General features: G+C 35.9%; 20 protein-coding genes, 1 rRNA gene and 1 pseudogene. 12 read left to right on the plus strand and 10 right to left on the minus strand.

Annotated features, from left to right (window positions below; translation table 11 throughout):
- A 16S ribosomal RNA gene (locus A9G34_RS10255) occupies nt 1-1,515 on the minus strand; the annotation flags it as partial.
- 526 nt (nt 1,516-2,041) lie between these two features.
- Here A9G34_RS10255 and A9G34_RS11190 point away from each other — a divergent pair.
- Together A9G34_RS11190 and A9G34_RS11195 are read left to right on the plus strand one after the other, a co-directional pair.
- Entirely contained in the window at nt 2,042-2,212 is a 171-nt protein-coding gene (locus tag A9G34_RS11190; RefSeq protein WP_081295319.1) for a DUF4184 family protein, read from the plus strand.
- Between the two features lie 130 nt (nt 2,213-2,342).
- Nucleotides 2,343-2,561: pseudogene (locus A9G34_RS11195) on the plus strand (DUF4184 family protein); the annotation flags it as partial.
- 227 nt (nt 2,562-2,788) lie between these two features.
- Here A9G34_RS11195 and gmhB read toward each other — a convergent pair.
- Nucleotides 2,789-3,325, minus strand: coding sequence for a D-glycero-beta-D-manno-heptose 1,7-bisphosphate 7-phosphatase (gmhB, locus tag A9G34_RS10260; protein ID WP_034910762.1), 537 nt, complete (start codon nt 3,323-3,325; stop codon nt 2,789-2,791).
- 118 nt (nt 3,326-3,443) lie between these two features.
- Here gmhB and metN point away from each other — a divergent pair, with 118 nt between their 5' ends.
- The 4 genes from metN to tsaA all read left to right on the plus strand — a co-directional run bounded on the left by metN (nt 3,444) and on the right by tsaA (nt 6,978).
- The gene (gene metN / locus A9G34_RS10265; protein ID WP_065569644.1) at nt 3,444-4,475 is read left to right on the plus strand and encodes a methionine ABC transporter ATP-binding protein MetN; all 1,032 of its coding nucleotides are present in this window, start codon (nt 3,444-3,446) and stop codon (nt 4,473-4,475) included.
- Between the two features lie 112 nt (nt 4,476-4,587).
- On the plus strand, nt 4,588-5,229 hold the full coding sequence (locus A9G34_RS10270; RefSeq protein WP_034910876.1) for a methionine ABC transporter permease: 642 nt from the start codon (nt 4,588-4,590) through the stop codon (nt 5,227-5,229).
- 14 nt (nt 5,230-5,243) lie between these two features.
- Entirely contained in the window at nt 5,244-6,146 is a 903-nt protein-coding gene (gene metQ, locus A9G34_RS10275) for a methionine ABC transporter substrate-binding lipoprotein MetQ (protein ID WP_065569645.1), read from the plus strand.
- 118 nt (nt 6,147-6,264) lie between these two features.
- Nucleotides 6,265-6,978, plus strand: coding sequence for a tRNA (N6-threonylcarbamoyladenosine(37)-N6)-methyltransferase TrmO (tsaA, locus tag A9G34_RS10280; RefSeq protein ID WP_162174528.1), 714 nt, complete (start codon nt 6,265-6,267; stop codon nt 6,976-6,978).
- A gap of 170 nt (nt 6,979-7,148) precedes the next feature.
- Here tsaA and hslO read toward each other — a convergent pair whose 3' ends face one another.
- Together hslO and hslR are read right to left on the minus strand one after the other, a co-directional pair.
- On the minus strand, nt 7,149-8,021 hold the full coding sequence (gene hslO, locus A9G34_RS10285; protein WP_065569654.1) for an Hsp33 family molecular chaperone HslO: 873 nt from the start codon (nt 8,019-8,021) through the stop codon (nt 7,149-7,151).
- Nucleotides 8,014-8,409 (minus strand): ribosome-associated heat shock protein Hsp15, encoded by a 396-nt coding sequence (hslR, locus tag A9G34_RS10290; protein ID WP_065569646.1) that lies wholly within the window; start codon nt 8,407-8,409, stop codon nt 8,014-8,016. Before hslR ends, hslO begins: the two co-directional genes overlap by 8 nt.
- Before the next feature lie 1,373 nt (nt 8,410-9,782).
- Here hslR and greA point away from each other — a divergent pair.
- A complete protein-coding gene (gene greA, locus A9G34_RS10295) occupies nt 9,783-10,259 on the plus strand; it encodes a transcription elongation factor GreA (protein WP_065569647.1) in 477 nt (158 codons plus the stop codon).
- A gap of 51 nt (nt 10,260-10,310) precedes the next feature.
- Here the strand turns inward: greA and yhbY are convergent, their stop codons facing one another.
- Nucleotides 10,311-10,604, minus strand: coding sequence for a ribosome assembly RNA-binding protein YhbY (yhbY, locus tag A9G34_RS10300; RefSeq protein ID WP_034947129.1), 294 nt, complete (start codon nt 10,602-10,604; stop codon nt 10,311-10,313).
- 97 nt (nt 10,605-10,701) lie between these two features.
- On the opposite strand from yhbY, the gene rlmE reads away from it, so the two are divergent.
- The 3 genes from rlmE (at nt 10,702) to folP (ending at nt 14,294) form a co-directional block, all read left to right on the plus strand.
- On the plus strand, nt 10,702-11,328 hold the full coding sequence (gene rlmE / locus A9G34_RS10305) for a 23S rRNA (uridine(2552)-2'-O)-methyltransferase RlmE (protein WP_034947133.1): 627 nt from the start codon (nt 10,702-10,704) through the stop codon (nt 11,326-11,328).
- A gap of 76 nt (nt 11,329-11,404) precedes the next feature.
- Entirely contained in the window at nt 11,405-13,276 is a 1,872-nt protein-coding gene (gene ftsH / locus A9G34_RS10310; protein ID WP_080715913.1) for an ATP-dependent zinc metalloprotease FtsH, read from the plus strand.
- A 181-nt stretch (nt 13,277-13,457) separates the two neighbouring features.
- The gene (gene folP, locus A9G34_RS10315; protein WP_065569648.1) at nt 13,458-14,294 is read left to right on the plus strand and encodes a dihydropteroate synthase; all 837 of its coding nucleotides are present in this window, start codon (nt 13,458-13,460) and stop codon (nt 14,292-14,294) included.
- Nucleotides 14,295-14,714: 420 nt separating this feature from the next.
- On the opposite strand, the gene ubiA is transcribed toward folP, so the two are convergent.
- The 5 genes from ubiA to A9G34_RS10340 form a co-directional block, all read right to left on the minus strand.
- A complete protein-coding gene (ubiA, locus tag A9G34_RS10320; protein ID WP_034947139.1) occupies nt 14,715-15,542 on the minus strand; it encodes a 4-hydroxybenzoate octaprenyltransferase in 828 nt (275 codons plus the stop codon).
- A 120-nt stretch (nt 15,543-15,662) separates the two neighbouring features.
- Nucleotides 15,663-16,220, minus strand: a complete 558-nt coding sequence (locus tag A9G34_RS10325) for a TorD/DmsD family molecular chaperone (protein WP_051825325.1) — start codon at nt 16,218-16,220, stop codon at nt 15,663-15,665.
- Nucleotides 16,221-16,299: 79 nt separating this feature from the next.
- On the minus strand, nt 16,300-17,136 hold the full coding sequence (locus tag A9G34_RS10330) for a dimethyl sulfoxide reductase anchor subunit family protein (protein ID WP_065569649.1): 837 nt from the start codon (nt 17,134-17,136) through the stop codon (nt 16,300-16,302).
- Between the two features lie 5 nt (nt 17,137-17,141).
- Nucleotides 17,142-17,756: a DMSO/selenate family reductase complex B subunit gene (locus A9G34_RS10335; RefSeq protein ID WP_065569650.1), complete on the minus strand. Its 615-nt coding sequence runs from the start codon at nt 17,754-17,756 to the stop codon at nt 17,142-17,144.
- 21 nt (nt 17,757-17,777) lie between these two features.
- The gene (locus A9G34_RS10340; protein ID WP_065569651.1) at nt 17,778-20,231 is read right to left on the minus strand and encodes a DMSO/selenate family reductase complex A subunit; all 2,454 of its coding nucleotides are present in this window, start codon (nt 20,229-20,231) and stop codon (nt 17,778-17,780) included.
- A gap of 235 nt (nt 20,232-20,466) precedes the next feature.
- Between A9G34_RS10340 and parE the strand changes: the two genes are divergently transcribed.
- On the plus strand, nt 20,467-22,356 hold the full coding sequence (gene parE / locus A9G34_RS10345; protein WP_065569652.1) for a DNA topoisomerase IV subunit B: 1,890 nt from the start codon (nt 20,467-20,469) through the stop codon (nt 22,354-22,356).
- Between the two features lie 27 nt (nt 22,357-22,383).
- A partial coding sequence (gene parC / locus A9G34_RS10350) for a DNA topoisomerase IV subunit A (protein WP_065569653.1) occupies nt 22,384-24,548 on the plus strand: 2,165 nt, incomplete at its 3' end.

A 24,548-nucleotide genomic window follows, 5' to 3' on the forward strand; every position in this document is an offset into this window, starting at 1 on the left:
TTCCCCTACGGTTACCTTGTTACGACTTCACCCCAGTCATGAATCACACCGTGGTAAACGCCCTCCCTAAGGTTAAGCTATCTACTTCTGGTGCAACCCACTCCCATGGTGTGACGGGCGGTGTGTACAAGGCCCGGGAACGTATTCACCGTGACATTCTGATTCACGATTACTAGCGATTCCGACTTCATGGAGTCGAGTTGCAGACTCCAATCCGGACTTAGACGTACTTTATGAGGTCCGCTTGCTCTCGCGAGGTCGCCTCCCTTTGTATACGCCATTGTAGCACGTGTGTAGCCCTGGTCGTAAGGGCCATGATGACTTGACGTCGTCCCCACCTTCCTCCGCTTTATCAACGGCAGTCTCCTTTGAGTTCCCGACCTAATCGATGGCAACAAAGGATAAGGGTTGCGCTCGTTGCGGGACTTAACCCAACATTTCACAACACGAGCTGACGACAGCCATGCAGCACCTGTCTCACAGTTCCCGAAGGCACTCTCATATCTCTACAAGATTCTGTGGATGTCAAGACCAGGTAAGGTTCTTCGCGTTGCATCGAATTAAACCACATGCTCCACCGCTTGTGCGGGCCCCCGTCAATTCATTTGAGTTTTAACCTTGCGGCCGTACTCCCCAGGCGGTCGATTTATCGCGTTAGCTTCGGAGCCCATCACTCTAGGCAACAAACTCCAAATCGACATCGTTTACAGCGTGGACTACCAGGGTATCTAATCCTGTTTGCTCCCCACGCTTTCGCATCTCAGCGTCAGTATCTGTCCAGAAGGCCGCCTTCGCCACCGGTATTCCTCCACATCTCTACGCATTTCACCGCTACACGTGGAATTCTACCTTCCTCTACAATACTCCAGATAACCAGTTTTAAATGCAATTCCTAGGTTGAGCCCAGGGATTTCACACCTAACTTAATTATCCGCCTACATGCCCTTTACGCCCAGTCATTCCGATTAACGCTCGCACCCTCCGTATTACCGCGGCTGCTGGCACGGAGTTAGCCGGTGCTTCTTCTGTAACTAACGTCAATTCTAGGCACTTTTCATACCCAAAACTTCCTCACTACCGAAAGTACTTTACAACCCGAAGGCCTTCTTCATACACGCGGCATGGCTGCATCAGGGTTCCCCCCATTGTGCAATATTCCCCACTGCTGCCTCCCGTAGGAGTCTGGACCGTGTCTCAGTTCCAGTGTGGCTGGTCATCCTCTCAGACCAGCTAGAGATCGTCGCCTTGGTAAGCCTTTACCCCACCAACTAGCTAATCCCATATGGGTTCATCAAATGGCGCACGTCCTCGCGGAACCGTACTTTGGTCTCTCAACTTTATGCGGTATTAGCAGTCGTTTCCAACTGTTGTCCCCCTCCATCTGGCAGATCCCCATACATTACTCACCCGTCCGCCACTCGTCATCAAGTGCAAGCACTCATGTTACCGTTCGACTTGCATGTGTTAAGCCTGCCGCCAGCGTTCAATCTGAGCCATGATCAAACTCTTCAATTTAAAGTTTGATGCTCAATAACTGTCTCTGACATATTCAAATGAATCTTCAGTGTCACTTATCAAGACTTCTTAATCTTTTTAGTCCGTAGACTTTAATTCTTTCGTCTCGCAAGTGCCCACACAGATTGTCTGTTTCTTCTTTTTAAAGAGCTAACAGCTTCCAATTCTCAATCAACTTTTTGTTAATCATCTTTGCTGTCTCAAGGGCTGCGTATGTTACGCTACACCTTTTTATTCGTCAAGATCTTTTTTTAAAATTTTTGACCTTGTTCACCAACTCTATTCCCGTCCAATTTCGATGACGTCGTGTCAGTGGGTGCGCATTATAGGGACTTTAAAAAATCATGCAAGAGGTTATTGTGTAATTTATTCTTGATTGCATTTTTTTTACTCAAAACGTACTAAATAAAAAATCATATTGACTCGCTATGCATCAGAATTCTAATATTCTATATCTTTTGCTCGTTGGTTATATAACTTATAACAATTAAAATATTTTGTGTATTTTTTTAGATAGAGCTTTAAAATGCCTTTTACATTCGCTCATTCGGCTATAGTGTTATCTTTATATAAGAAATTTCATTTATTTCCTATGAAAATTTTAATTATTTGTAGTATGTCACCAGATTTTAAATACTTCTTAAGAATGGAAGTAAAAAGTACTTCAAATGATAGTATAACAGGTATTTTCATTTGATTTACCGATGGTATTAGTTATATTTTCATTTTATCGTTCCAAATACTTTAATTAAAAATTTACCTAATTTTTTTATCAGCGATTTACTAATTATTTAACTTTCAACTGAAATAAATATTGCTGTCAGCATTGGTTAAGTGTTTTAACATCGGCAATTATTGGCATAATTTCTCATATTGGGTGGAACTCTTTTGCTCATCCGTCAGGTTGTTTTATTCAACCTTTTAGTTTATTACAACATACTGTTAATATAGAGAAAATGAAAATTCCAATTTATAAATTATTACAACATGGTAGTTCATTAATTGGTATGAGTTTTGTGGGACTATTTATTATTTACCGATTGTAACATCTAAACAGAATAAAATTGGTTTTTCATACTGGAGCTTAGTAACACTTATTACTTTGCTTATTTTTATATTTGGCAACTATTCTTTTTCTACAAATCAGCTAGGTATAACTGTTGTTACTTTTATTAGTGCCTGTTTTATTGGATTAACCATTATTCCACTGATACTTAAAAGTATAACTTTAATACAGCGTTTAATATAAACACTGTATTAGTTAAAACAACAATCAAGATTGGTTTTTTATTTTTTTTGGTAGATCAGCCAAACTATCAATAACCCAATCAGCTTGTTCTAATGCTTCTTCAGTTATAGTATCGCCCGTTTTTACTAGCACAGTTTTTTTAACGCCAGCTTTTTTACCCGACAATAAGTCAGACACTCTATCTCCAACCATATAAGAATTAGCAATATCAATTTTTAGTTCTTTAGCTGCTGTTTGAATCATCCCTGGATTTGGCTTACGACATTCACAAGTATCCACTAACGGGTCGTGAGGGCAATAATAGACACCATCTAAATCAACACCACGATCTTGTAAAGACCAATCCATCCATTCAGTCAAAGTATGAAATTGTTCTTCAGTAAATATATTTCTAGCAATCCCCGATTGATTGGTTGTAATGACTAATAAAAAACCCATTTTCTTGAGCTCTTGCATTGCCTCAATAACACCGTTAATAAAGTGGAACTTATCAATTGTATGTACATAATTATAATCTATATTAATAGTACCATCTCGATCTAAAAAAATTGCAGGCTTCATATTTACTTTTTTTCCTTTTAATTTTAGATATTACTCTAATTCATATAGCATATTATTGATTGACTTAGATGTCTAGACGTCTTAATATTCATTTATTCATCTTTTGTTTTTATATATTATGATACAACTACAACATATTTCGAAAACATTTGAGCATAATACCCCCCCCATTTATGCTTTAAAAGACATTAATATCCATGTTCCCCAAGGGAAAATTTACGGTGTTATTGGCAAATCAGGGGCTGGGAAAAGCACACTTATTCGCTGCATTAACCTACTAGAAAAGCCGACTAGTGGGAAGATCTTCTTTGATAATCAAGAGATCACTAATCTATCTAATAGAAAATTAATTGAAATACGTCGAAAAATTAGTATGATTTTTCAACATTTCAATCTACTTTCTTCACGTACTGTATTTGATAATATCGCTTTCCCTCTTGAACTAAATAAAACGCCTAAAATAGCAATTAACCAGAAAGTAAATGAGCTTATGGAATTAGTTGGATTGACAGAAAAAGCGAATGTTTATCCAACTAATTTATCTGGTGGACAAAAACAACGTGTTGCTATTGCGAGAGCTTTGGCAAGTGACCCCAAAGTATTGTTATGTGATGAAGCTACCAGTGCGCTTGATCCTGAAACAACACGTTCAATTTTGTCATTACTAAAAGATATTAACCAAAAATTAGGACTAACAATTTTATTAATTACTCATGAAATGGATGTAGTAAAACAGATTTGTGACCAAGTAGCTGTTATAAGCGATGGCAAACTAGTTGAACAGTCATCAGTTGGCGAAATGTTTTCTCATGCTAAAACAGATATTGCTCGACAATTTATTCAATCAACCTTACATCTTAATATTCCAGATGATTATTTAATAAGGCTATCATCTGAACACAAAGAAGGACTCAATCCGTTATTACGTTTAGAATTTACAGGAGTCTCCGTTGATTTACCATTATTATCACAAATCGCTAAAGAATTCGAAATTGATAGCAACATTATCAGTGCACAAATGGATTATGCCGGAGGAGTCAAATTTGGCTTAATGTTAGCGGAAATGAAAGGGAAACAAAAAAGTATGGCATCAGCAATTCAATTCTTAGAAAAAAATAATACTAAAGTAGAGGTGCTCGGCTATGTTTGATTTTATTCCTTCATTTAAACCTTTTGAATCATTATTTCGATACTTAACTCAATATAATTTTTGGGCTGACTTTGTTGCTTTTTGTTCATCATTTAATGGCTTTAATGAAGCAATGCTTTTCAAAATGGCACAAGCAACAGATGAAACTCTATTTATGGTCATCTTATCAGGTTTTTGGGGAACGATAATTGGATTACCCATTGGCATATTACTTTATACAACTCGTAAAGGACAAATATTGGATTGTTATGCCGCTAATAGTATTATTTCATTTATTACAAATGTATTCCGTTCAATTCCTTTTATCATATTAATTGTATGGATTATTCCTTTTACCACAATTTTAATGGGTACATTTATAGGCAAACAAGCTGCAGTGGTGCCATTAAGTATTGGAGTATCGCCATTAATTGCTCGTATGATAGAAAATGCATTATTAGATGTCCCCAAAGGATTAATAGAGGCGGCTCGCTCAATGGGTGCAACACCACTGCAAATTATATATAAAGTTTTATTGCCTGAGTCATTACCTATAATTGTCAATAGTATGACGATTACCTTAATTACTTTGACAGGATACATTGCAATGGCTGGCGCTGTTGGCGCAGGAGGTCTTGGACAACTTGCTATTCAATATGGTTATAACGGCTACAAGCCTGCTATAATGAATACTGTTTTAGTTATATTAATTATTATTGTCTTTATTATTCAATTTATTGGCAATATGATTGTTAAACGCGTCACACATCATTAATTTTGGAGAAATATATGTCTATTAAAAAGCTAGCACTTATTACCACATTGGTAAGTGCATTTTTTTTAACTGGCTGTGATAATAATAAACAAACAGCCACAACAGATAACAAACCAACAGAACCAACTAAAGTAAATATTCTAAAAGTCGGAGTAATTTCAGGCCCTGAACAAGAAGTTGCTGAAGTAGTTAAACAACAAGCAAAAGATCTTTATAATCTAGATGTTGAACTAGTTATTTTTAACGATTACGTAACCCCAAATCAAGCATTAAATGATGGTCTAATTGATGTAAATGCTTTCCAACATAAACCTTATTTAGATGAACAAATGAAAGAACGTGGCTATAAATTAGCTGTAGTAGGTAATTCATTTGTTTATCCTATTGCAAGCTATTCTCATAAACTAAAACCAATTGATGAATCAATAGAAACAGGCGAAGGTGTAAAAGTCACTTCACCACGCGGTGAAACATTTTTCATTCCAGCTAACTCAACCATTGCCATTCCTAATGATCCAACCAACTTAGGTCGAGCATTACTACTATTACAACATGAAGGAATGATTACGGTTGATAAATCAAAAGGTTTATTACCAACAGTTGTTGATATAACAAATAATCCTTACAACTATAAAATCGTTGAACTTGAAGCTCCAATGTTACCTCGTTCATTGGATGATGCACAAGTTGATCTTGCTATCATCAATAACGCATTTGCAGGGCAAGCTAACTTAACACCAAGTAAAGATGGAATTTTTGTTGAGGATAAAGAATCACCATATGTTAACATTATTGTGTCACGTGAAACGGATAAACATAATGAAAACGTGAAAAATTTTGTTAAAGCATACCAAACCGAAACTGTTGCACAAAAAGCTAACCAAATTTTTAATGGTGGAGCTATTCGCGGTTGGTAATAATTTGTAATAAATAAACATTGATCAATATAAACTCCGCCGATCTTCGTATCGGCGGAAAAAGAGATAATAATTAAGTCACTTAAAAATTGACGGCTCATCAATAAATTATCAGCGAATAATGATGTATCAAATTAAACCAATAGGTATTATCCGCTCACCTTATAGTGAAAAATTTGCTGTACCAAGGCAACCTAATCTAGTTAGAGCAGGACAAGGGGAACTTTATTTATTAGCACCTTATAATGACCCAATCAGTGTAAAAGGGTTAGAACAGTTTTCACATTTATGGCTATTATTCCTATTTCACCATGTTGCCCCTGAAAAATGGAAATTAGCCGTTCGTCCACCTCGTTTAGGTGGTAATAAAACAATGGGAGTGTTTGCTACGCGATCGCCATTTAGACCTAATCATATTGGGCTTTCAGCAGTAGAGTTAAAAGATATTATCATAGAAAATAAGCAAGTAGTCTTAAAATTAGGAAGTCTCGACTTAGTCGATGGCACACCAATTGTTGATATCAAGCCTTATATCCCTTATTCCGATAGCCATTCAGAAGCACTTGCAGGATACGCACAACCTACTCCTGAAAAAAAAATAACAGTAGAGTTTTCACAAAAAGCAAGATTAACTTTAGATTTACAAAAACAAAGTTATCCTCAGATCGCTGAATTAATTACACAAGTAATATCTCAAGATCCAAGACCTGCCTATAAACAAAAAAACGTTAAGGAACAAACATATGGACTTACACTTTACCATTTTAATATTAAATGGAGAATCATAAATCAGCACGCCATTGTTGATGATATTTACGTAGGAAGTAAATAAAAATAATCTTTATAAATTTCAAAATTTTTAGGCTAACAAATTTTTATATAAAAACGATAAAATAGATCGGTATTTTTTTCTATTCTTTTAAATTGAATACAGGTTTAATTCCCTATATTTCACTCTACCACTAAGGTGGTAATAACCTTAGTGGTATTTTTCTATTAAGATCAATGATAATGTAGGTTACTTGTACTTCTAATTTCCGCAATATCAATTGAATCAAACAAATAATGCTTTCCACAATAATCACAATGAATATCAATCCTACCTTCATTTTCCTTTAGGATTTCATCAATTTCATTAGCTGGTAAAGTCATTAAGCTATCTTCACAACGTTGACGTGAACATCTACACTTAAAAGTAATATCATGCGTTTCAAAAAGACGCACTTCTTCTTGATTATATAAACGATATAAAATCTCATCAGTGGAAAGTTGAAATAGCTCATCACTAGTGATTGTCTCAGTTAAAGCGCTAAGATGTTCAAATGACTCAACTGTATTTTCATTAGCAGGTAAAACTTGCAATAAAATACCTGCTGCTATTGGTTTATTATCAAGTACACCAATTTTCACAAATAGACGTGTAGGTAGTTGTTCTGATTGTATAAAGTAATTTTCGATACAGCCAATAAGTGTATCTTTTTCCAGTCCAACTATACCTTGATAACGCTCACCGTTTTTAGGGGTAATAGTAATAACGACATAGCCATTACCCACCATCTCTTTAAGTGTTGCATTATCAGCAATTTCACCATTAACCCGAGCAACACCACGTAGCTGCTGTTGATCATTACCATTAACAACCGCTAAAGATAGCGCTCCATCACCTTGTAACTGAACAGCAATATCGCCTTCAAATTTTAGTGTTGCCGTTAATAAACTAGTTACAACCAATAATTCACCAAGTAATTTTTGTACTGCAATTGGATATTTATGATTATCTAAAATCTCTTGATATGTCTGTTCCAGACGGGTAATTTCACCACGAATAGAGTGATTATCAAATAAAAAACGGTTTAAAGTATCCATATTAATCATTGCCATCTTGTTGCCTATCATATTTAAATTTAATCAAATTACGCCGTTCCTTTTTATCAGGCCGTCTATCTGGATGCGGCATTGTCAACACATTAAGTTTACGAGCATGTGCTATTTTTTCTCGTTTTGCAATACTGTCCGGAGTTTCTTGATAAAGTTGTTGGGCTTCAATGGCCGTTCTTCGTTGTGCACTAATAGCTAAAATTTGAATTGTTTTTTCATCCGAACCTTGACGAAGCGTTACAATTGCATTAACTTCAACAATTTTACTTGGTTTAGTACGTTGACCATTATAATGGACTTTACCACCGTCAACCATTTCTCGTGCTAACGATCGAGACTTATAAAACCTTGCCGCCCAAAGCCATTTATCTAATCTTACAAGCACTACTACTTCCTCATATTACTTATTGTTGTGCTTTTTAAGCGCAAATAGAAATAATAACTTAAACATCTTAACGATGTTATATAAGGATGTTTTTGTAAAAATCAATGTTTAATGTTGATAATATAATCATCCCCATCTTATGGAAATTTACTTAAAAAAATTAAATGGTTGTAATTTGCCATGTAAATTAACTGAATAACTCATAGCTTCTGGCAGTTGTTTTATCAATTTCCAGTTTTTTTAGCAACGAACGTGTTACACCGTAAGCATCAAACTGCAAAAATAATGGTTCATTTTCCAATAAATTAACATTTGCTTTTGATTCAATTATTCTACATCTAATTAAAGAGCTAAAATTTTATGAAGCATGATTGTTAAGATCAAATTTGAGAACCAGAGCTAGGTAAAGAACATCAATTTGATTAACAGAAGCTTTTTCTTATTTAAATAAGATACTCTCTGAAAATATTAAGTAATACCGATAAATTTAGCTTTTTAGGAACCTAATAATTAATGTCAGCTAATGTTAATCACTCTAGATGTAGAGCATTTTGTTTCCGCCTAGCAGAAAAATTTATACTACCTTTCTATATTTAAAGTGTTATCAGTACATATTTTTAATTTACTAATAAAAACCTTCATTAATGTTTTCACCTAAACTAGTAATCGCTGTAATACTATCTCTATGAAATCTCTCAATCACCAAGTGTTTTATTGAGATTTAATTTATTAAAACTTCTTGAGATGTAAAATCAAATTGATATTTATTATCCTATAATTAAGCAAAAACTTGAATACCACCATTAACTCAGGTAAATAGAAGTTTATCTCGTCCATTATTGATCAGAATACAAACAATTAAATTAATAAATTTTAGCGTTTTTGTTGAAAAAGTATAATGATCAAATTGTGCATCATTACTAGTACCATTAATAACAGCAATATAATTAAAATGAGTGGTGAATATGACCAATTGAGACCTTATAAAAACTTGATTTAGATGTTAACTGCTCATTATTTTAGCACCAAAAGGAGTCTGCACGACAGCATAAGTAAACAATACTAAATACTAGAAAATTGATAAAAGAATAGTTATATAAAATCGTAATAGTCGCATAAAATAAATAAGTTAACTTATTATAATCAGCCGTTGATAATTGTATTATCATAACCGATTTTAATCAAAATGGCATCTAATTTAATAATATAAGCATAAATGATTTGTTGTTAGGTTAATTTTACAGTTAATATATGATTATTCGCCATTGCGTTTTTTAGATAAAAAACTAAACCAATTTACTTTCCCTTTCTTTTTATTAAATTAAGGGTAGTTATTTTTTTATTTATTATTAGTAAAAACGGGAGAAACTTAGATGAAACAAATCCCAATGACAGTAAAGGGAGCAGAATTATTACGTGCAGAGCTTGAAGAGCTAAAAAACGTTAAAAGACCACAAATCACAGCTGCGATAGCCGAAGCAAGAGCACATGGAGATTTAAAAGAAAATGCTGAATACCACGCGGCAAGAGAGCAACAAGGTTTTTGTGAAGGACGGATTCAAGAAATTGAAGGTAAGTTATCACAAGCACAAATTATTGATATTACTAAAGTAAAAAATACTGGACGTATTATTTTTGGTACAACAGTAACAGTTATTAATATTGATACAGATGAAGAAACCACCTATCGAATTGTTGGCGACGATGAAGCAGATTACAGACAAAATCTTATTTCGGTCAATTCACCTATTGCTAGAGGCCTAATAGGTAAAGAAGATGGTGACACAGTACAAATTAAAACGCCAGGTGGTGATGTAGAGTTTGATATTATTAAAGTTGAATACATTTAAACTTAAATACAATTTGCAAAAATAAATAAACAGGGCTATAGCCCTGTTTATTTATTTAGGTAAGGAGATTTTCTTATCTTCACTAGGTCTAAAAATAGTGAAAATAGATCCAACCTGTTGCACGGGCAAAGCTTTTGTCTCACGAATAATTGCATCGCAAATTAATTTCTTCGTTTCACGATCTTCGCAAGACACTTTGATCTTGATTAACTCATGAAAATTTAAGGCATTTTCTATTTCAGCAAGTACGCCTTCAGTAAATCCATTAGCTCCAATCATCACAATAGGTTTTAAGTGATGAGCTTCACTTTTTAAAAAGTGCTTTTGTTTGTTCGATAAATTCATTAAATTTTTATCACATCTAGTTGTAATTTTGTTATTCTACCCTTATATATACTTGTAATCAATGAAGTAACCTCTTTACATTAAGGATTTATTCGCGGTGAGTAATAAAAAACGCTCAGCAAGTTCTACACGTTGGCTAAATGAACATTTTAACGACCGTTTTGTGCAACAAGCCCAAAAAAAAGGTTTACGTTCTAGAGCATGGTTTAAATTAGAAGAAATTCAAAAAAATGATAAATTATTTAAACCAGGGATTACAGTTGTTGATCTAGGAGCTTCCCCTGGTGGTTGGTCACAATATGTTGCTTCATTAATTGGAAACAGAGGTCGCATTATTGCTTGCGATCTATTGCCGATGGATTCCATTGTTGGCGTTGACTTCCTTCAAGGCGATTTTCGCGATGAAGCTGTTTTAAAGGCTTTACTTGAAAGAGTTGGTGAAGAAAAAGTCCAAGTTGTCATGTCAGATATGGCGCCAAATATGAGTGGACAACCTGCAGTAGATATTCCTCGAGCAATGTATTTAGTTGAACTAGCGTTAGATATGTGTAGAGACGTGCTTGCACCTAATGGCAATTTTATTGTTAAAGTGTTTCAAGGCGAAGGATTTGAAGAATATCTAAAACAGGTAAGAACGATGTTTAAAACAGTCAAAATCCGCAAGCCAGAAGCCTCACGATCAAGGTCTCGAGAAGTTTATATTGTTGCAATGGGTATGAAGTAGCCAGTTGTATAATTTTGTAGTACCATACTTCGTTAATTTTAGTCGTAACTGTTAATTTTTATGAGAGGTTTTTCTTTTGAACGACATGGTAAAGAATTTACTGATCTGGGGCGTTATCGCAGTGGTATTAATAGCTGTTTTTAACCAATTCAGCTCGATATCTAATAGTGGCCCCCAAGTCAATTATACCCAATTTAATTCCGATATCACCAGTGGCAAACTCCAAGAAGTGCATATTAACGGACGCGAAATTATTGCCACAACCAAAAATAATGGTAATTATGTTACCTATATCCCTTATTTTGATGAAAAATTAATGGATGATTTAGTACTAAATAAAGTTGCTGTCTACGGTAGCCCTGATGAAAAACCGAGCTTATTGACAAGCATTTTAATTTCTTGGTTTCCGATTATTTTATTAATCGGCTTCTGGATATTTGTCATGCGCCAAATGCAAGGTGGTGGTAAAGGCGGACCAATGTCAGTTGGCAAAAGCAAAGCTCGCATGTTAGCTCCTGATCAAGTCAAAACAAAATTTACCGATGTTGCGGGCAGCGAAGAAGCTAAACAAGAAGTTACCGAAGTTGTAGATTTTTTAAGAGATCCAGGGAAATATCAAAAATTAGGTGGTCGTATTCCAAAAGGAATTTTAATGGTTGGACCACCAGGAACAGGTAAAACCTTACTAGCAAGAGCTATTGCTGGTGAAGCTAATGTACCGTTCTTTAGTATTTCAGGCTCCGACTTTGTTGAAATGTTTGTTGGTGTAGGAGCATCGCGTGTACGTGATCTCTTTGAACAAGCTCGCAAACACGCCCCTTGTATTATTTTCATCGATGAAATTGATGCTGTAGGTCGTAAGCGTGGTGCGGGTTCAATGGGGGGTCATGATGAACGCGAACAAACTTTAAACCAAATGTTAGTTGAAATGGATGGATTTGAAGCAAATAGCGGTATTATCATGATCGCTGCGACTAACCGTGTAGATATTTTAGACCCTGCATTACTTCGCCCAGGTCGTTTTGACCGTCAAGTACAGATTGGCTTACCTGACATGAAAGGTCGAGAACAAATTTTAGCAGTTCATGTACGTAAGGTTCCGTTGGGCTCTGATGTAAATCTATCTGTATTAGCGCGTGGTACACCGAATTATTCTGGTGCTGAACTTGCTAATTTAGTCAACGAAGCAGCGCTATTTGCTGCACGCCGTAATAAAAGAGTGGTTACCATGGAGGAATTTGAAGAAGCCAAAGATAAAATTAATATGGGGACTCAGCGCCGCTCATTATCCATGACCAAAGAACAATTAACTAATACAGCTTATCATGAAGCTGGACATGCTATTGTTGGTTATCTTGTACCAGAACACGATCCTCTTCATAAAGTCACTATCGTTCCACGCGGTGGCGCATTAGGTGTAGCGTTCTTTTTACCTGAGGGAGACCAAATTAGCCAAAGCCGAACTCAATTAGAGTCTAAAATATCTACAGCTTATGCTGGTAGAATTGCTGAAGGGTTAATCTTTGGTGAAGATAAAATTACGTCTGGTGCATCAAGTGATATTCAATATGCATCTAATGTTGCTAGAGCAATGGTAACACAATGGGGATTCTCAGAACGTTTGCCCCCAGTGTTATTTGAGTATGAAGAATCATCTTATGGACAGTTAAAAAAAATATCAGATAGTACCGCTCAAATTATTGATGAAGAAGTTGATGCTATTATTCAACGTAACTATCAACGTGCAAAAACTATCTTAACTGAAAATATCGATATTCTTCATGCCATGAAAGATGCGTTGTTAAAATATGAAACAATCAATAAACAACAAATCGATCAACTTATGAATCGTCAACCTGTGACACCTCCAGATGGTTGGACAGAAAACGATGAAAAAGCAGCAAACGAAATTTCGAATAAAGGTAACGATATATCACCTCAATCATAAAGTTAATTTGCTAAAAACATATAAATATAACGCGCTACGGCGCGTTTTTTATCACTGAAAATTTAAAAATTAAATAATATTATAAGGTTATATAGTTAATTAACGTACTTCAATTAAATTACTGGCATTTAATTTAAAATACACCAAATTAACATCATGATTAATTAAATAAGGTACAATTATGGAAATTCATTTTCAAAATCAGATAATAGATCTTTCTTTTCCACAAATAATGGGCATTGTTAACATGACGCCTGATTCGTTTTCTGACGGTGGAAATTATAACAACCTTGATGACGCTATGCGTCGTGTTGATAGCATGATTCAAGCTGGTGCAACATTTATTGATGTTGGCGGAGAATCAACACGCCCAGGTGCAACCGAAGTATCTGTCGACGAGGAGCTTAGCCGTGTTGTTCCATTAGTTGAAAAAATTGCCCATTATTTTGATGTTTGGATTTCGGTTGATACTTCAAAACCACAAGTGATGACCGAATCGGCCAAAGCAGGAGCCCATCTAATTAATGATATTAGAGCCTTAACAGAACCAGGTGCGCTTGAAGCGGCCGCACAAATAGGGTTACCTGTTTGCATTATGCATATGCATGGCAACCCTAAAACCATGCAAAATGCACCATACTATGAGCAAGATATCTACCAAGAAGTCGATGGTTTTTTTGTAAAACAGATCGAACGCTGTATAAGTGCAGGCATTGACCAGAAAAAAATCATACTCGACCCCGGTTTTGGATTTGGTAAAACATTAGCGCACAATTACCAACTATTAGCAACACTTGAACGATTTCACCATTTCAACCTGCCTTTATTGGTGGGCATGTCCCGCAAATCTATGATTGGGCAAGTATTGAATGTGCCACCGCAAGAACGCACGCTCGGCAGCATTACGTGTGCTGTAATTGCAGCAATGAAAGGTGCGCACATTATTCGCGTACATGATGTCAAAGAAACGTTTGATGCGCTAAGAATTGTACAAGCAACCCTTGCGGAACAAGTCTAATTATTTAAAAAAATTTTTAGTTAAATAGTTGACACATTCTAATGTTCAATTAATAGCAATATTGATCTTTTGTGATTGTAAAAATTGTTATGTTTTCCTATATAAACCAATTCAGTAAATAAAATGATTTTATTAAAGTTTTTATTATAAAGAAGAGGGAAGGTATGATTTTATAGCTTCCACTCAAAGTTTAGTCTGGTTTCTCTTTCGTGTAGAAATTTTTCTGAAAAATATTTGAACCTATGAGCATACAAAACATAGACTGAAAGCAGCGAATATCACCTATGATAGGAATAATTTTAGAGGGTTATGTATAAAAACCTCTAAATCGGACATTATTGCTATTGCTAGTTATTACATCAAAAAATAAAACATCCAAACCTCTACCATTCAAAATGTCTTTAGGAAAGACCCTAATTTTTAAACAAAAAGTAGACCTAAAAAAATAATAAAACCAACATAATTATTATTCATAAATGCGCTAAAGCATTTGTTTCTTTCTCGGTTTTTTATCAGCCATTGTTGATAAATAAATAATATTGAAGCAAATAATAAACTCCAATAATAAATAAATGATAATTGACTGAGTAAACCAATAACTATTAGGCTAATTATAGTGATGATTTGCAATAAGCCAATTATGAGCTTGTCATAACGTCCAAATAAGATGGCTGTGGATTTTATACCAATTTTTATATCATCATTGCGATCAACCATTGCATACTCAGTATCATAAGCAATCGTCCAACAAATATTAGTAAAGAAAAGCAACCAACAGATGAACGGGAACTGTTCAGTAGTTGCTGCATACACCATCGGAATGCCCCAACTAAATGCGATACCTAACGTGAGCTGAGGTAGATGGGTATAACGCTTCATAAACGGATAAATCAACGCAGTTAATAACGCAAAACAGCCTATCAACCATGACAGTTTATTTAAAGTTAACAGTAAGCAAAACGCAATAAGTAATAATACAAATAACGTCCATAATGCGTTTTTTTCGGCCAATGCACCGCGAGCCAGTGGGCGATTTTTAGTCCGCTCAACGTATGCATCAAAATGACGATCAGCATAATCGTTCACCACACAACCTGCCGAGCGCATTACAAATACGCCAAATATAAAAACAACAGTTATGTCAATAGAAGAATGGCCCGCAAGATTAATAGCCCAAAGTGTAGGCCAAAGTAAAAGCAATGTACCAATAGGTCTATCTAATCGCATTAATTGTAAATAAGCTAACATCGATATTATTTACCTTGAAATAAGCATAGCGTGGATTATACCGATTACGATAAAAGCTGCAATGTTATGATACAGCAAGTTTTAATCTACCACTAAGCAAAAATAATTGAAAAATCCAAATTAAAGCATCTGTAAATATTGTTCAGCAATTACAGCTAAGGCTCGATAAAATGGACTTACCTCATTTTGCTTTAGATTCTTTAAATAAGCTGAAGACCAAATCAACAAGTGTTCATCGATTAACTGTTTTGCTGCTGTATAGTTATTATTTTCAATCAACATGGCATATGCCATTAGCATTAATCCAAACTGATCTTCGGGTTCATTCATTCCTGTATTAAGTGTCAAACCATGCTGTTGCAAAAATTGGCGATAACGTTCATGTGATTCACCAAGTAATAAATGTTCTTTATCAAGGTAAAATGAGCCCCATGGCGGTACTGGCATTATTCCTTGCCCTTCAAATAGTAATGAAAATTGATAATTAAGCTCTGAGTCATGGATGTGATTTGTTAATATATTGCACTGTTCACAAATAAGAAAAAGATTGGGCCATTTGACTAACTGATTAATATGCAATAATGGCTGCATTAATGGTGCAGTAACTTTATTATTTGGTGGATAATAAAAAAAAGTACCTAGTAGTTTTGCTAATGTGATAGCAGTTATGTTATCCAAATAAATACCCTTGAAAATTCGATGTTAGCGCTAAAAAAACAATAAATAAACTATTTTATAGGATGTTTTATTATTAATTTTACATTTGAATAGTCCATAAATTATAAAATGCAACTCGCCCACATAACTCGGCAATCAAAACAATAATAAAAACGATGGCGTAAATTATTATTGATTGCTTAGATCGGTAAATATTTACAATAACCAAAGCAAGTGCGAGTACTAATAATAAGCATTGAATTAACATCCAAATATATTGTTTGGAGGTAAGTTCAGGCGATACCGAGGCCATTAAATTAATATAAGGAATCTTTAATAACAGAATCAATATTACACCAATAAAGAAAAAAATTATGCCAATTCGATATAGCCCAAAAATTGTTGCTGCAATTCCTCCTAATACTAACATAGAGGTATACATCTGAATAGCAGTGTAATAGGTATTCCAAGTTTTAACTGTTGGTAGCATATAAGTAAGAACAATCATCCAAACAAAAATTAAACTAAAAAAGACCAACAATAAAGATAATATTTTAGATAAATTGGGGATTTGATATATACGTTGACAAAGTGAGCTGACCAGTAACCATTTTTTACCATCATCATGATAAGAAAAATAAGTTAGTAATACACATACTAATGTTATTCCAAACAAGAGACCAAAGGAAAAAATCTCATTGCTCATCGGCGAACGACCAATACCCCAAATAACATTGAAAGCCCGAAAAGGATGACCTAAATGTAACGAAGCAATAAGCATCGCAGCAGCCATTACAATCAGAGATGCCATATTCATTCTATTTATCTTAATTAAGCTGTATGAATAATGGCTTAAAGATGATATACCGCCAATCAACACCATCCCTGCTGCTAATTGACCGAATACCGTAAAAAATACCAATGGTAATTCATGCATATAACTTATACCTCCTCAGGATTAAGTACTTTACCTAAGGTATCACCAGACGTCTTGGCATGTGCATGTGGTTTTATCACAATATTAGGTTTAGTAAGCTGTGAACTTGGTAGTGGTGCAATATTGCATTGATTACCATAACGGTGACGTAGTTTTTCAATTTCGTCAAAATCCAACGCACGCTGAGGGCAAGATTCAACGCATACTGGTTTTAAACCTTCTGCTACACGTTCATAACAGCCATCACATTTTGACATGACCTTTTTTTGATGATCAAATTGCGGAGCTCCATAAGGACAACGCATTTCGCAATATCGACAACCAATACAAACATCTTGATTAACAACCACTAAACCATCTTGCTTTCGTTTATGCATCGCACCTGTTGGGCAACCTTGTACACAGGCTGGTTCTTCACAATGATTACACGAGATAGATAAATAATAGGTAAAGGTATCGTTTTTCCACATACCATCAACCAGCTGCCAAGTACCTCCACCATATTCATAAACACGGCGAAAATGAACACCTAAAGCATTGTCTTTCTCGTCTTTACAACTGAGTTGGCAGGTTTTGCAACCGGTACATTTTGATGAATCAATATAAAATCCATATTGCATTTTAATTATCCGCTCTTTAATTTACGATGTTAACCCTACAACCAATAATGGTTTAATTTCAACCAGATTGGTATGCTGTGGATTCGATTTTGCAAGTACTGTTGGGCGCAATGATGTTAAGCGATTAATACATCCGCCAATATCGATGCCTGTTACATTAGTTTTAGCCCATAAACCTTGAGGAATTGCAATCACTCCTGGTAATATACGTGACGTAACTTTAGCAGGAATATACAAACGACCACGATCGTTATAAACCTCGACCAATTGCCCATGCTTAATCTGCCTTTGCTCGGCATCGAATGGATTAATCCAAAGGCTGTTAGCAACAGCTTCACGCAATTGTGGTAAATTACTATAAGAGGAATGACATTGCCCTTTAGTATGAAACCCGATAAGTTGCAACGGGTATTTTTTACGTTTTTCTTTATCTTCGCTTCCTTCGATAGCCGGCAAATATGCAGGAATTGGATAAAGTTTATCATCTTCATCAAACTCCCATTCACTAGCAATTTTAGCTAATGCCTCCGAATAGATTTCAATTTTTCCTGATGGCGTACTTAAAGGATTTTTAAGAGGATCTTCTCTAAATGCTTGTAAACCAATCTGAGTATCACTATTAGTTAACTTACGATCAATTACCCCAATACCATCTGTTTCAGCAAAAGTAGGTAGATTAGGATTTTGTTTGCGGAGTTTTTCATAACAATATTCTATCCACTCATCTTGAGTACGACCTTGAGTAAATTTATCTTTTACGCCTAGCTTTTCAGAAAGATCTGCTAATACATCATAAGCTGCACGGTTTTCCCAAAGCGGCTTAATTGCCCGTTGCATCCGGATTAAATAACTATAAGCACCTGATGCATAAGAGTTATTAATCAAATCATTATTTTCTACCGATGACACATCAGGTAGCAATAAATCCGCATATTTAGCTGATGCGGTCATATGCGTATCCCAAACAAGAATAAATTCACATTTAGATTCATCTTGCAAAATTTGGTGAGTGCGGTTGAGGTCAGCATGTTGATTACCAATAACATTACTTGCATAATTCCAAATAAATTTAATACCAACATCAAGTTTATCTTTACCAAGTAAATAAGAGTTTTTAGCTGTCATGCTGAGCGGATCTTCAATCGCTTTGGTCCATAAAAAAAATGGGATACTGGTTTTAATCGGATTTAGCAAACTTAAACCTGGAACAGGATAAGTCACACTCCCCCCCCAAGTTCCAATATTAGTGCCACGCTTACCAAACTGGCCAGTGATAATAGGCAATATCATAATAGCCCTTGTCGTATGCTCACCATTTTGCCAACGTTGTGCTCCCCAGCCTTGAGAAATCCATGCAGCTTTAGCATTCACAATATCGAGTGCTAGCTTACGAATTTGTGCTGCAGGAACACCTGTCTTTTTCGCTGCCCACTCTGGTGTTTTAGGCGTCCTATCGCCACCCAGTCCAAGAATATAAGATTTAAAATCACTAAAAGGCGGTGCACTGTCAGGCAACGATTCGGCATTCCAACCAACACAATATTGATTGAGCATCGTATCATCAATACGATCTTCTTCAAGTAAAGCATAACCAATAGCAGCAACTAACGCAGCATCGGTACCGGGAATAATCGGGATCCACTCAGCATTGTAACCGACAACACTTTCACTACGCCTTGGATCAATAATAATTACTCTCGCCTTGCTTTGTGATAATGCATTAAATAGCTCAGTAACTTGCCCGCCACCAGACATTCGCGTTTCTGCAATATTCTGTCCAAACATCACAACCAGATCAGAATATTTTATTTGGTCTAATAAAGATTCTTTTGCATTACCATAAATATAGGGTTGAATAGCAGTTATCTGTCCACTTGAATAGTCACCATGGTAATTTAAGTAACCACCTATAGTACTCAAAAACCGCTTACATGCATTGCGTCCCGAAATATTTGCACCCGTTGTGCCTGTACCATATTGATAATAAATAGCCTCGTTGCCATACTGATTAATGGTATATTTAAGTTTATTGGCTAGTAGGCTAATGGCTTCATCCCATGAAATACGTTTAAATTTACCTTCACCACGCTTACCAATGCGCAGCATAGGATACTTTAACCGTTCAGGATCATAAGTTCGCCAACGAACAGATCTGCCGCGAAGACAAGGGCGAATTTGATGCAAGCCAAAAACGGAATCATTAATCCCATCTTCTGACGTTATTTTAGTAATAATATCGTTTTTGACATGAACTTTTAAAGGACAACGACTACCACAGTTTACCAAACAAGCACTATAAAAAATTTTTTCTTGATTATTTGGATTAGGAATTTCGTTATTGCTTGCACTTTTACTCGGTTCAGCATAAGAAAAAGGCACCTGCATATTACTTACTAATGCAGCAATTCCACTAGCTGCAATGGACTTTTGTAAAAAATGACGCCGACTAATTTTATTATTTTCTGATTTACTCATATTATTCCCTTAATTTTATATGGGATTTATTTATCATAATCCCCTTATTAAAATAATAAAACTCAAATTTGGCACAAATCACCATTAATTTTAAATAATTGATGAAGTAAGAATATTCATTAACTAATTTACAAGCAAAAAACCTTTTTGTACTTTATGATCAATTTAATCTCATATATCTTTTAAGAAAGATTGGTATAATACTCTCTATTTATTCGAATGAAATAGACACGCTATGTCACAATCTACTTATAATGCTGTTGATATTGAAGTATTAAAAGGGCTTGATCCAGTTCGTCATAGACCTGGAATGTACACTGATACAAGCCGACCAAACCATTTAGGGCAGGAGGTCATTGATAACAGTGTTGATGAAGCTATCGCAGGTCATGCTCGTAAAGTTAAGGTTACCCTTTTTCAAGATAATTCACTAGAAGTTATCGACGATGGACGAGGAATGCCAGTTGATATTCACCCTGAAGAAGGTGTGCCAGCGATTGAATTATTGCTTTGTCGTTTACATGCTGGCGGAAAGTTCTCGAACAAAAATTACCAATTTTCAGGTGGTTTACACGGTGTAGGTATTTCGGTAGTCAATGCATTATCAAAACGTGTTGAAGTTACAGTTCATCGTGATGGACAAGTGTACGAAATAGCTTTTGAAAACGGTAATAAAGTTGAAGATCTGCATATTACCGGCACTTGTGGCCGTCGTAATACAGGTACCAAAGTTCATTTTTGGCCTGACGAAAAATATTTTGATTCGCCTAGATTTTCTGTCCCACGCTTATCACATCTACTAAAAGCCAAAGCGGTGCTTTGCCCTGGCCTTGAAATTATTTTTAAAGATGAAATCAATAATACCGAACAACGTTGGTGTTATGAAGATGGCCTAAAAGATTATCTAATGGAATCTGTCAGTGGTTACTCTCTTTTACCAGAAACACCTTTTACAGGCAATCATACTGGCGAAACAGAAGCCGTAGAATGGGCGCTGCTTTGGATGCCCGAAGGCGGAGAATTATTGACTGAAAGTTACGTTAACTTAATCCCAACCATACAAAGTGGTACCCATGTTAATGGTTTACGTCAAGGATTGTTAGACGCCATGCGTGAGTTTTGTGAGTTTCGCAATTTGTTACCACGAGGCTTAAAATTAACTGCTGATGATATTTGGGAACGTTGTGCTTATGTTATTTCAGTCAAAATGCAAGAACCCCAATTTGCAGGTCAAACCAAAGAGCGTTTATCATCACGCCAATGCGCGGCCTTTGTGTCGGCAATTGTCAAAGACGCTTTTAGCCTTTGGTTAAATCAACATGTCCAATTAGCCGAACTACTGGCTGAAATGGTGATTTCAAGTGCGCAAAAACGTTTAAAAGCCTCTAAAAAAGTTATCCGCAAAAAGTTAACCAGTGGTCCAGCACTACCAGGCAAGTTGGCTGATTGCTCATCACAAGACTTAAGTCGCACCGAACTGTTTTTAGTGGAAGGTGATTCTGCGGGTGGTTCGGCTAAACAAGCGCGAGATCGTGAATATCAAGCTATTATGCCTCTTAAAGGAAAAATCTTAAATACATGGGAAGTCTCGTCCGATGAAGTATTAGGATCACAAGAAATCCATGATATTTCAGTTGCCATTGGTATCGATCCCGATAGCGATGATTTAAGCCAATTACGCTATGGTAAAATTTGTATCTTAGCTGATGCCGATTCTGATGGTCTACACATTGCCACATTACTTTGTGCATTATTTGTTAGGCACTTTCGTGCCATGGTTGAACATGGGCATGTCTTTGTTGCTATGCCCCCACTTTACCGTATTGATTTAGGTAAAGACGTTCATTATGCCCTAGATGAAGAAGAAAAAGAAGTTATTTTAGAACAAGTTAAACGTAAAAAAGGCAAACCCAATGTGCAACGATTCAAAGGTCTTGGTGAAATGAATCCACTACAACTACGCGAAACAACAATGGATCCCAATACGCGTCGTTTAGTACAGCTTTCGCTTGATGATATTGAGCAAACGATGGCATTAATGGATATGCTACTTGCTAAGAAACGCTCAGAAGATCGCCGCGAATGGTTACAAGAAAAAGGCGATCAAGTTGAACTTGATGTCTAATAAACAGAATGATTTAGAGGAACAATAATGAGTGATATAACTCATGACGGAGTAGAGATCCAGTCGCTACGCACTTTTACTGAAAGCGCATATTTAAACTACTCAATGTATGTCATTATGGATCGTGCTTTGCCATTTATAGGTGATGGTCTCAAACCCGTACAACGACGTATCGTTTATGCTATGTCAGAACTTGGGCTAAATGCGCAAGCCAAATTTAAAAAATCAGCACGTACCGTCGGTGATGTGCTTGGTAAATATCATCCTCATGGTGATAGCGCCTGTTATGAAGCTATGGTGCTGATGGCGCAGCCATTTTCTTACCGTTACCCTCTAGTTGATGGGCAAGGTAACTGGGGGGCACCAGATGATCCTAAATCATTCGCCGCTATGCGTTACACTGAATCACGGTTGTCAAAATATGCCGAACTACTATTAGGTGAGCTAGGACAAGGAACCGTTGATTATACGCCTAACTTTGATGGCACCTTACAAGAACCAAAAATGTTACCGGCTAGATTACCTAATATTTTATTAAATGGCACAACAGGTATCGCAGTTGGTATGGCAACTGATATTCCGCCTCATAACATTCGTGAAGTAGCAAATGCAGCAATTATGCTTGCTGATAATCCCAATGCGACGCTCAACGAAGTAATGGATCACATACAAGGACCTGATTTCCCAACAGAAGCTGAAATTATTACTCCACCAGAAGACATAGCGAAAATCTATAAAACGGGTCGTGGTTCAATCCGTATGCGTGCTGTTTGGAAGAAAGAAGAAGGTGATATTGTAATTACCGATCTTCCTCATCAAGTTTCGGGTGCTAAAATCTTAGAACAAATAGCTTCTCAGATGCGAGCCAAAAAACTACCTTTAATTGAAGATTTACGAGATGAGTCTGATCACGAAAATCCAACTCGTCTGGTCATTGTGCCACGTTCAAATCGAGTAGATTTAGAGCAAGTGATGAATCATCTATTTGCCACAACCGATCTCGAAAAAAGTTATCGGGTTAATATGAATATGATTGGGCTTGATAATCGCCCATCAGTAAAAGGCTTAGTTAAAATTCTTACTGAATGGCTAGAGTATCGAAAAAATACCGTCACTCGACGTTTAAATTACCGTTTAGATAAAATATTAAAACGATTGCATATTCTTGATGGCTTATTAATTGCTTTTTTAAATATCGATGAAGTTATCGAAATTATTCGTCACGAAGATGAACCTAAACAAGAATTAATTAATCGTTTTGCCTTAACTGAAATTCAAGGCGAAGCGATTTTAGAGTTAAAACTCCGCCACTTAGCCAAACTTGAAGAGATGCGCATTAAAGGTGAACAAAGTGAGCTTGCAAAAGAGCGTGATCATCTGCAAGCTTTGTTAGCTTCGCCTAAAAAATTGAGTGATTTAATTAAAAAAGAGCTAAAAGAGGATGCTGAAAAATATGGCGATGACCGTCGTTCTCCAATTGTTGAACGCAGTGAAGCTAAAGCTATTAGTGAACAAGAGTTAACACCATCTGACCCTGTTACTGTCGTTTTATCTGAAATGGGTTGGGTAAGAACAGCAAAAGGTCATGATATTGATCCTGCTGGTTTAAGTTATAAATCCGGTGATAATTTTAAAGCTGCCGCCAAAGGCAAAAGTAATCAACCTGTTATCTTTATTGATTCAACGGGGCGTAGTTATGCTATAGAACCAAACACGTTACCATCAGCACGAAGTCAAGGCGAACCATTAACTGGCAAATTAGCACTACCTGTTGGCGCAACTGTTGAACATGTGCTCATGTCTCAAAATGGTGAGCAAAAATTATTACTTGCTTCAAGTGCCGGTTATGGCTTTATTTGTCAATTTAGTGATTTGGTTGCTCGCAATCGTAATGGTAAAGCAATTATTAATTTACCTAAAGAATCCAGGATACTGATGCCAATCGAAATTACATCTGAAGATAGTTTGCTGCTATCAATCACCAAAGAAGGCCGGATGCTCATATTTCCTGTAAAAGATTTACCTGAGCTTGCCAAAGGTAAAGGAAATAAAATAGTATCGCTTTCAGGCGCTAATGATTGCCTTGCTTATACTCTATTAATTACGCAAGACACATCAATAACGTTATATGTTGGTAAACGCAAACTTACATTATATCCTGCTGATTTACAAAAATTTAAGGCAGAGCGAGC

Origin of the sequence: Gilliamella sp. Choc4-2, from assembly GCF_001690355.1 — a bacterium.
Lineage (GTDB): Bacteria > Pseudomonadota > Gammaproteobacteria > Enterobacterales > Orbaceae > Gilliamella > Gilliamella apicola_A.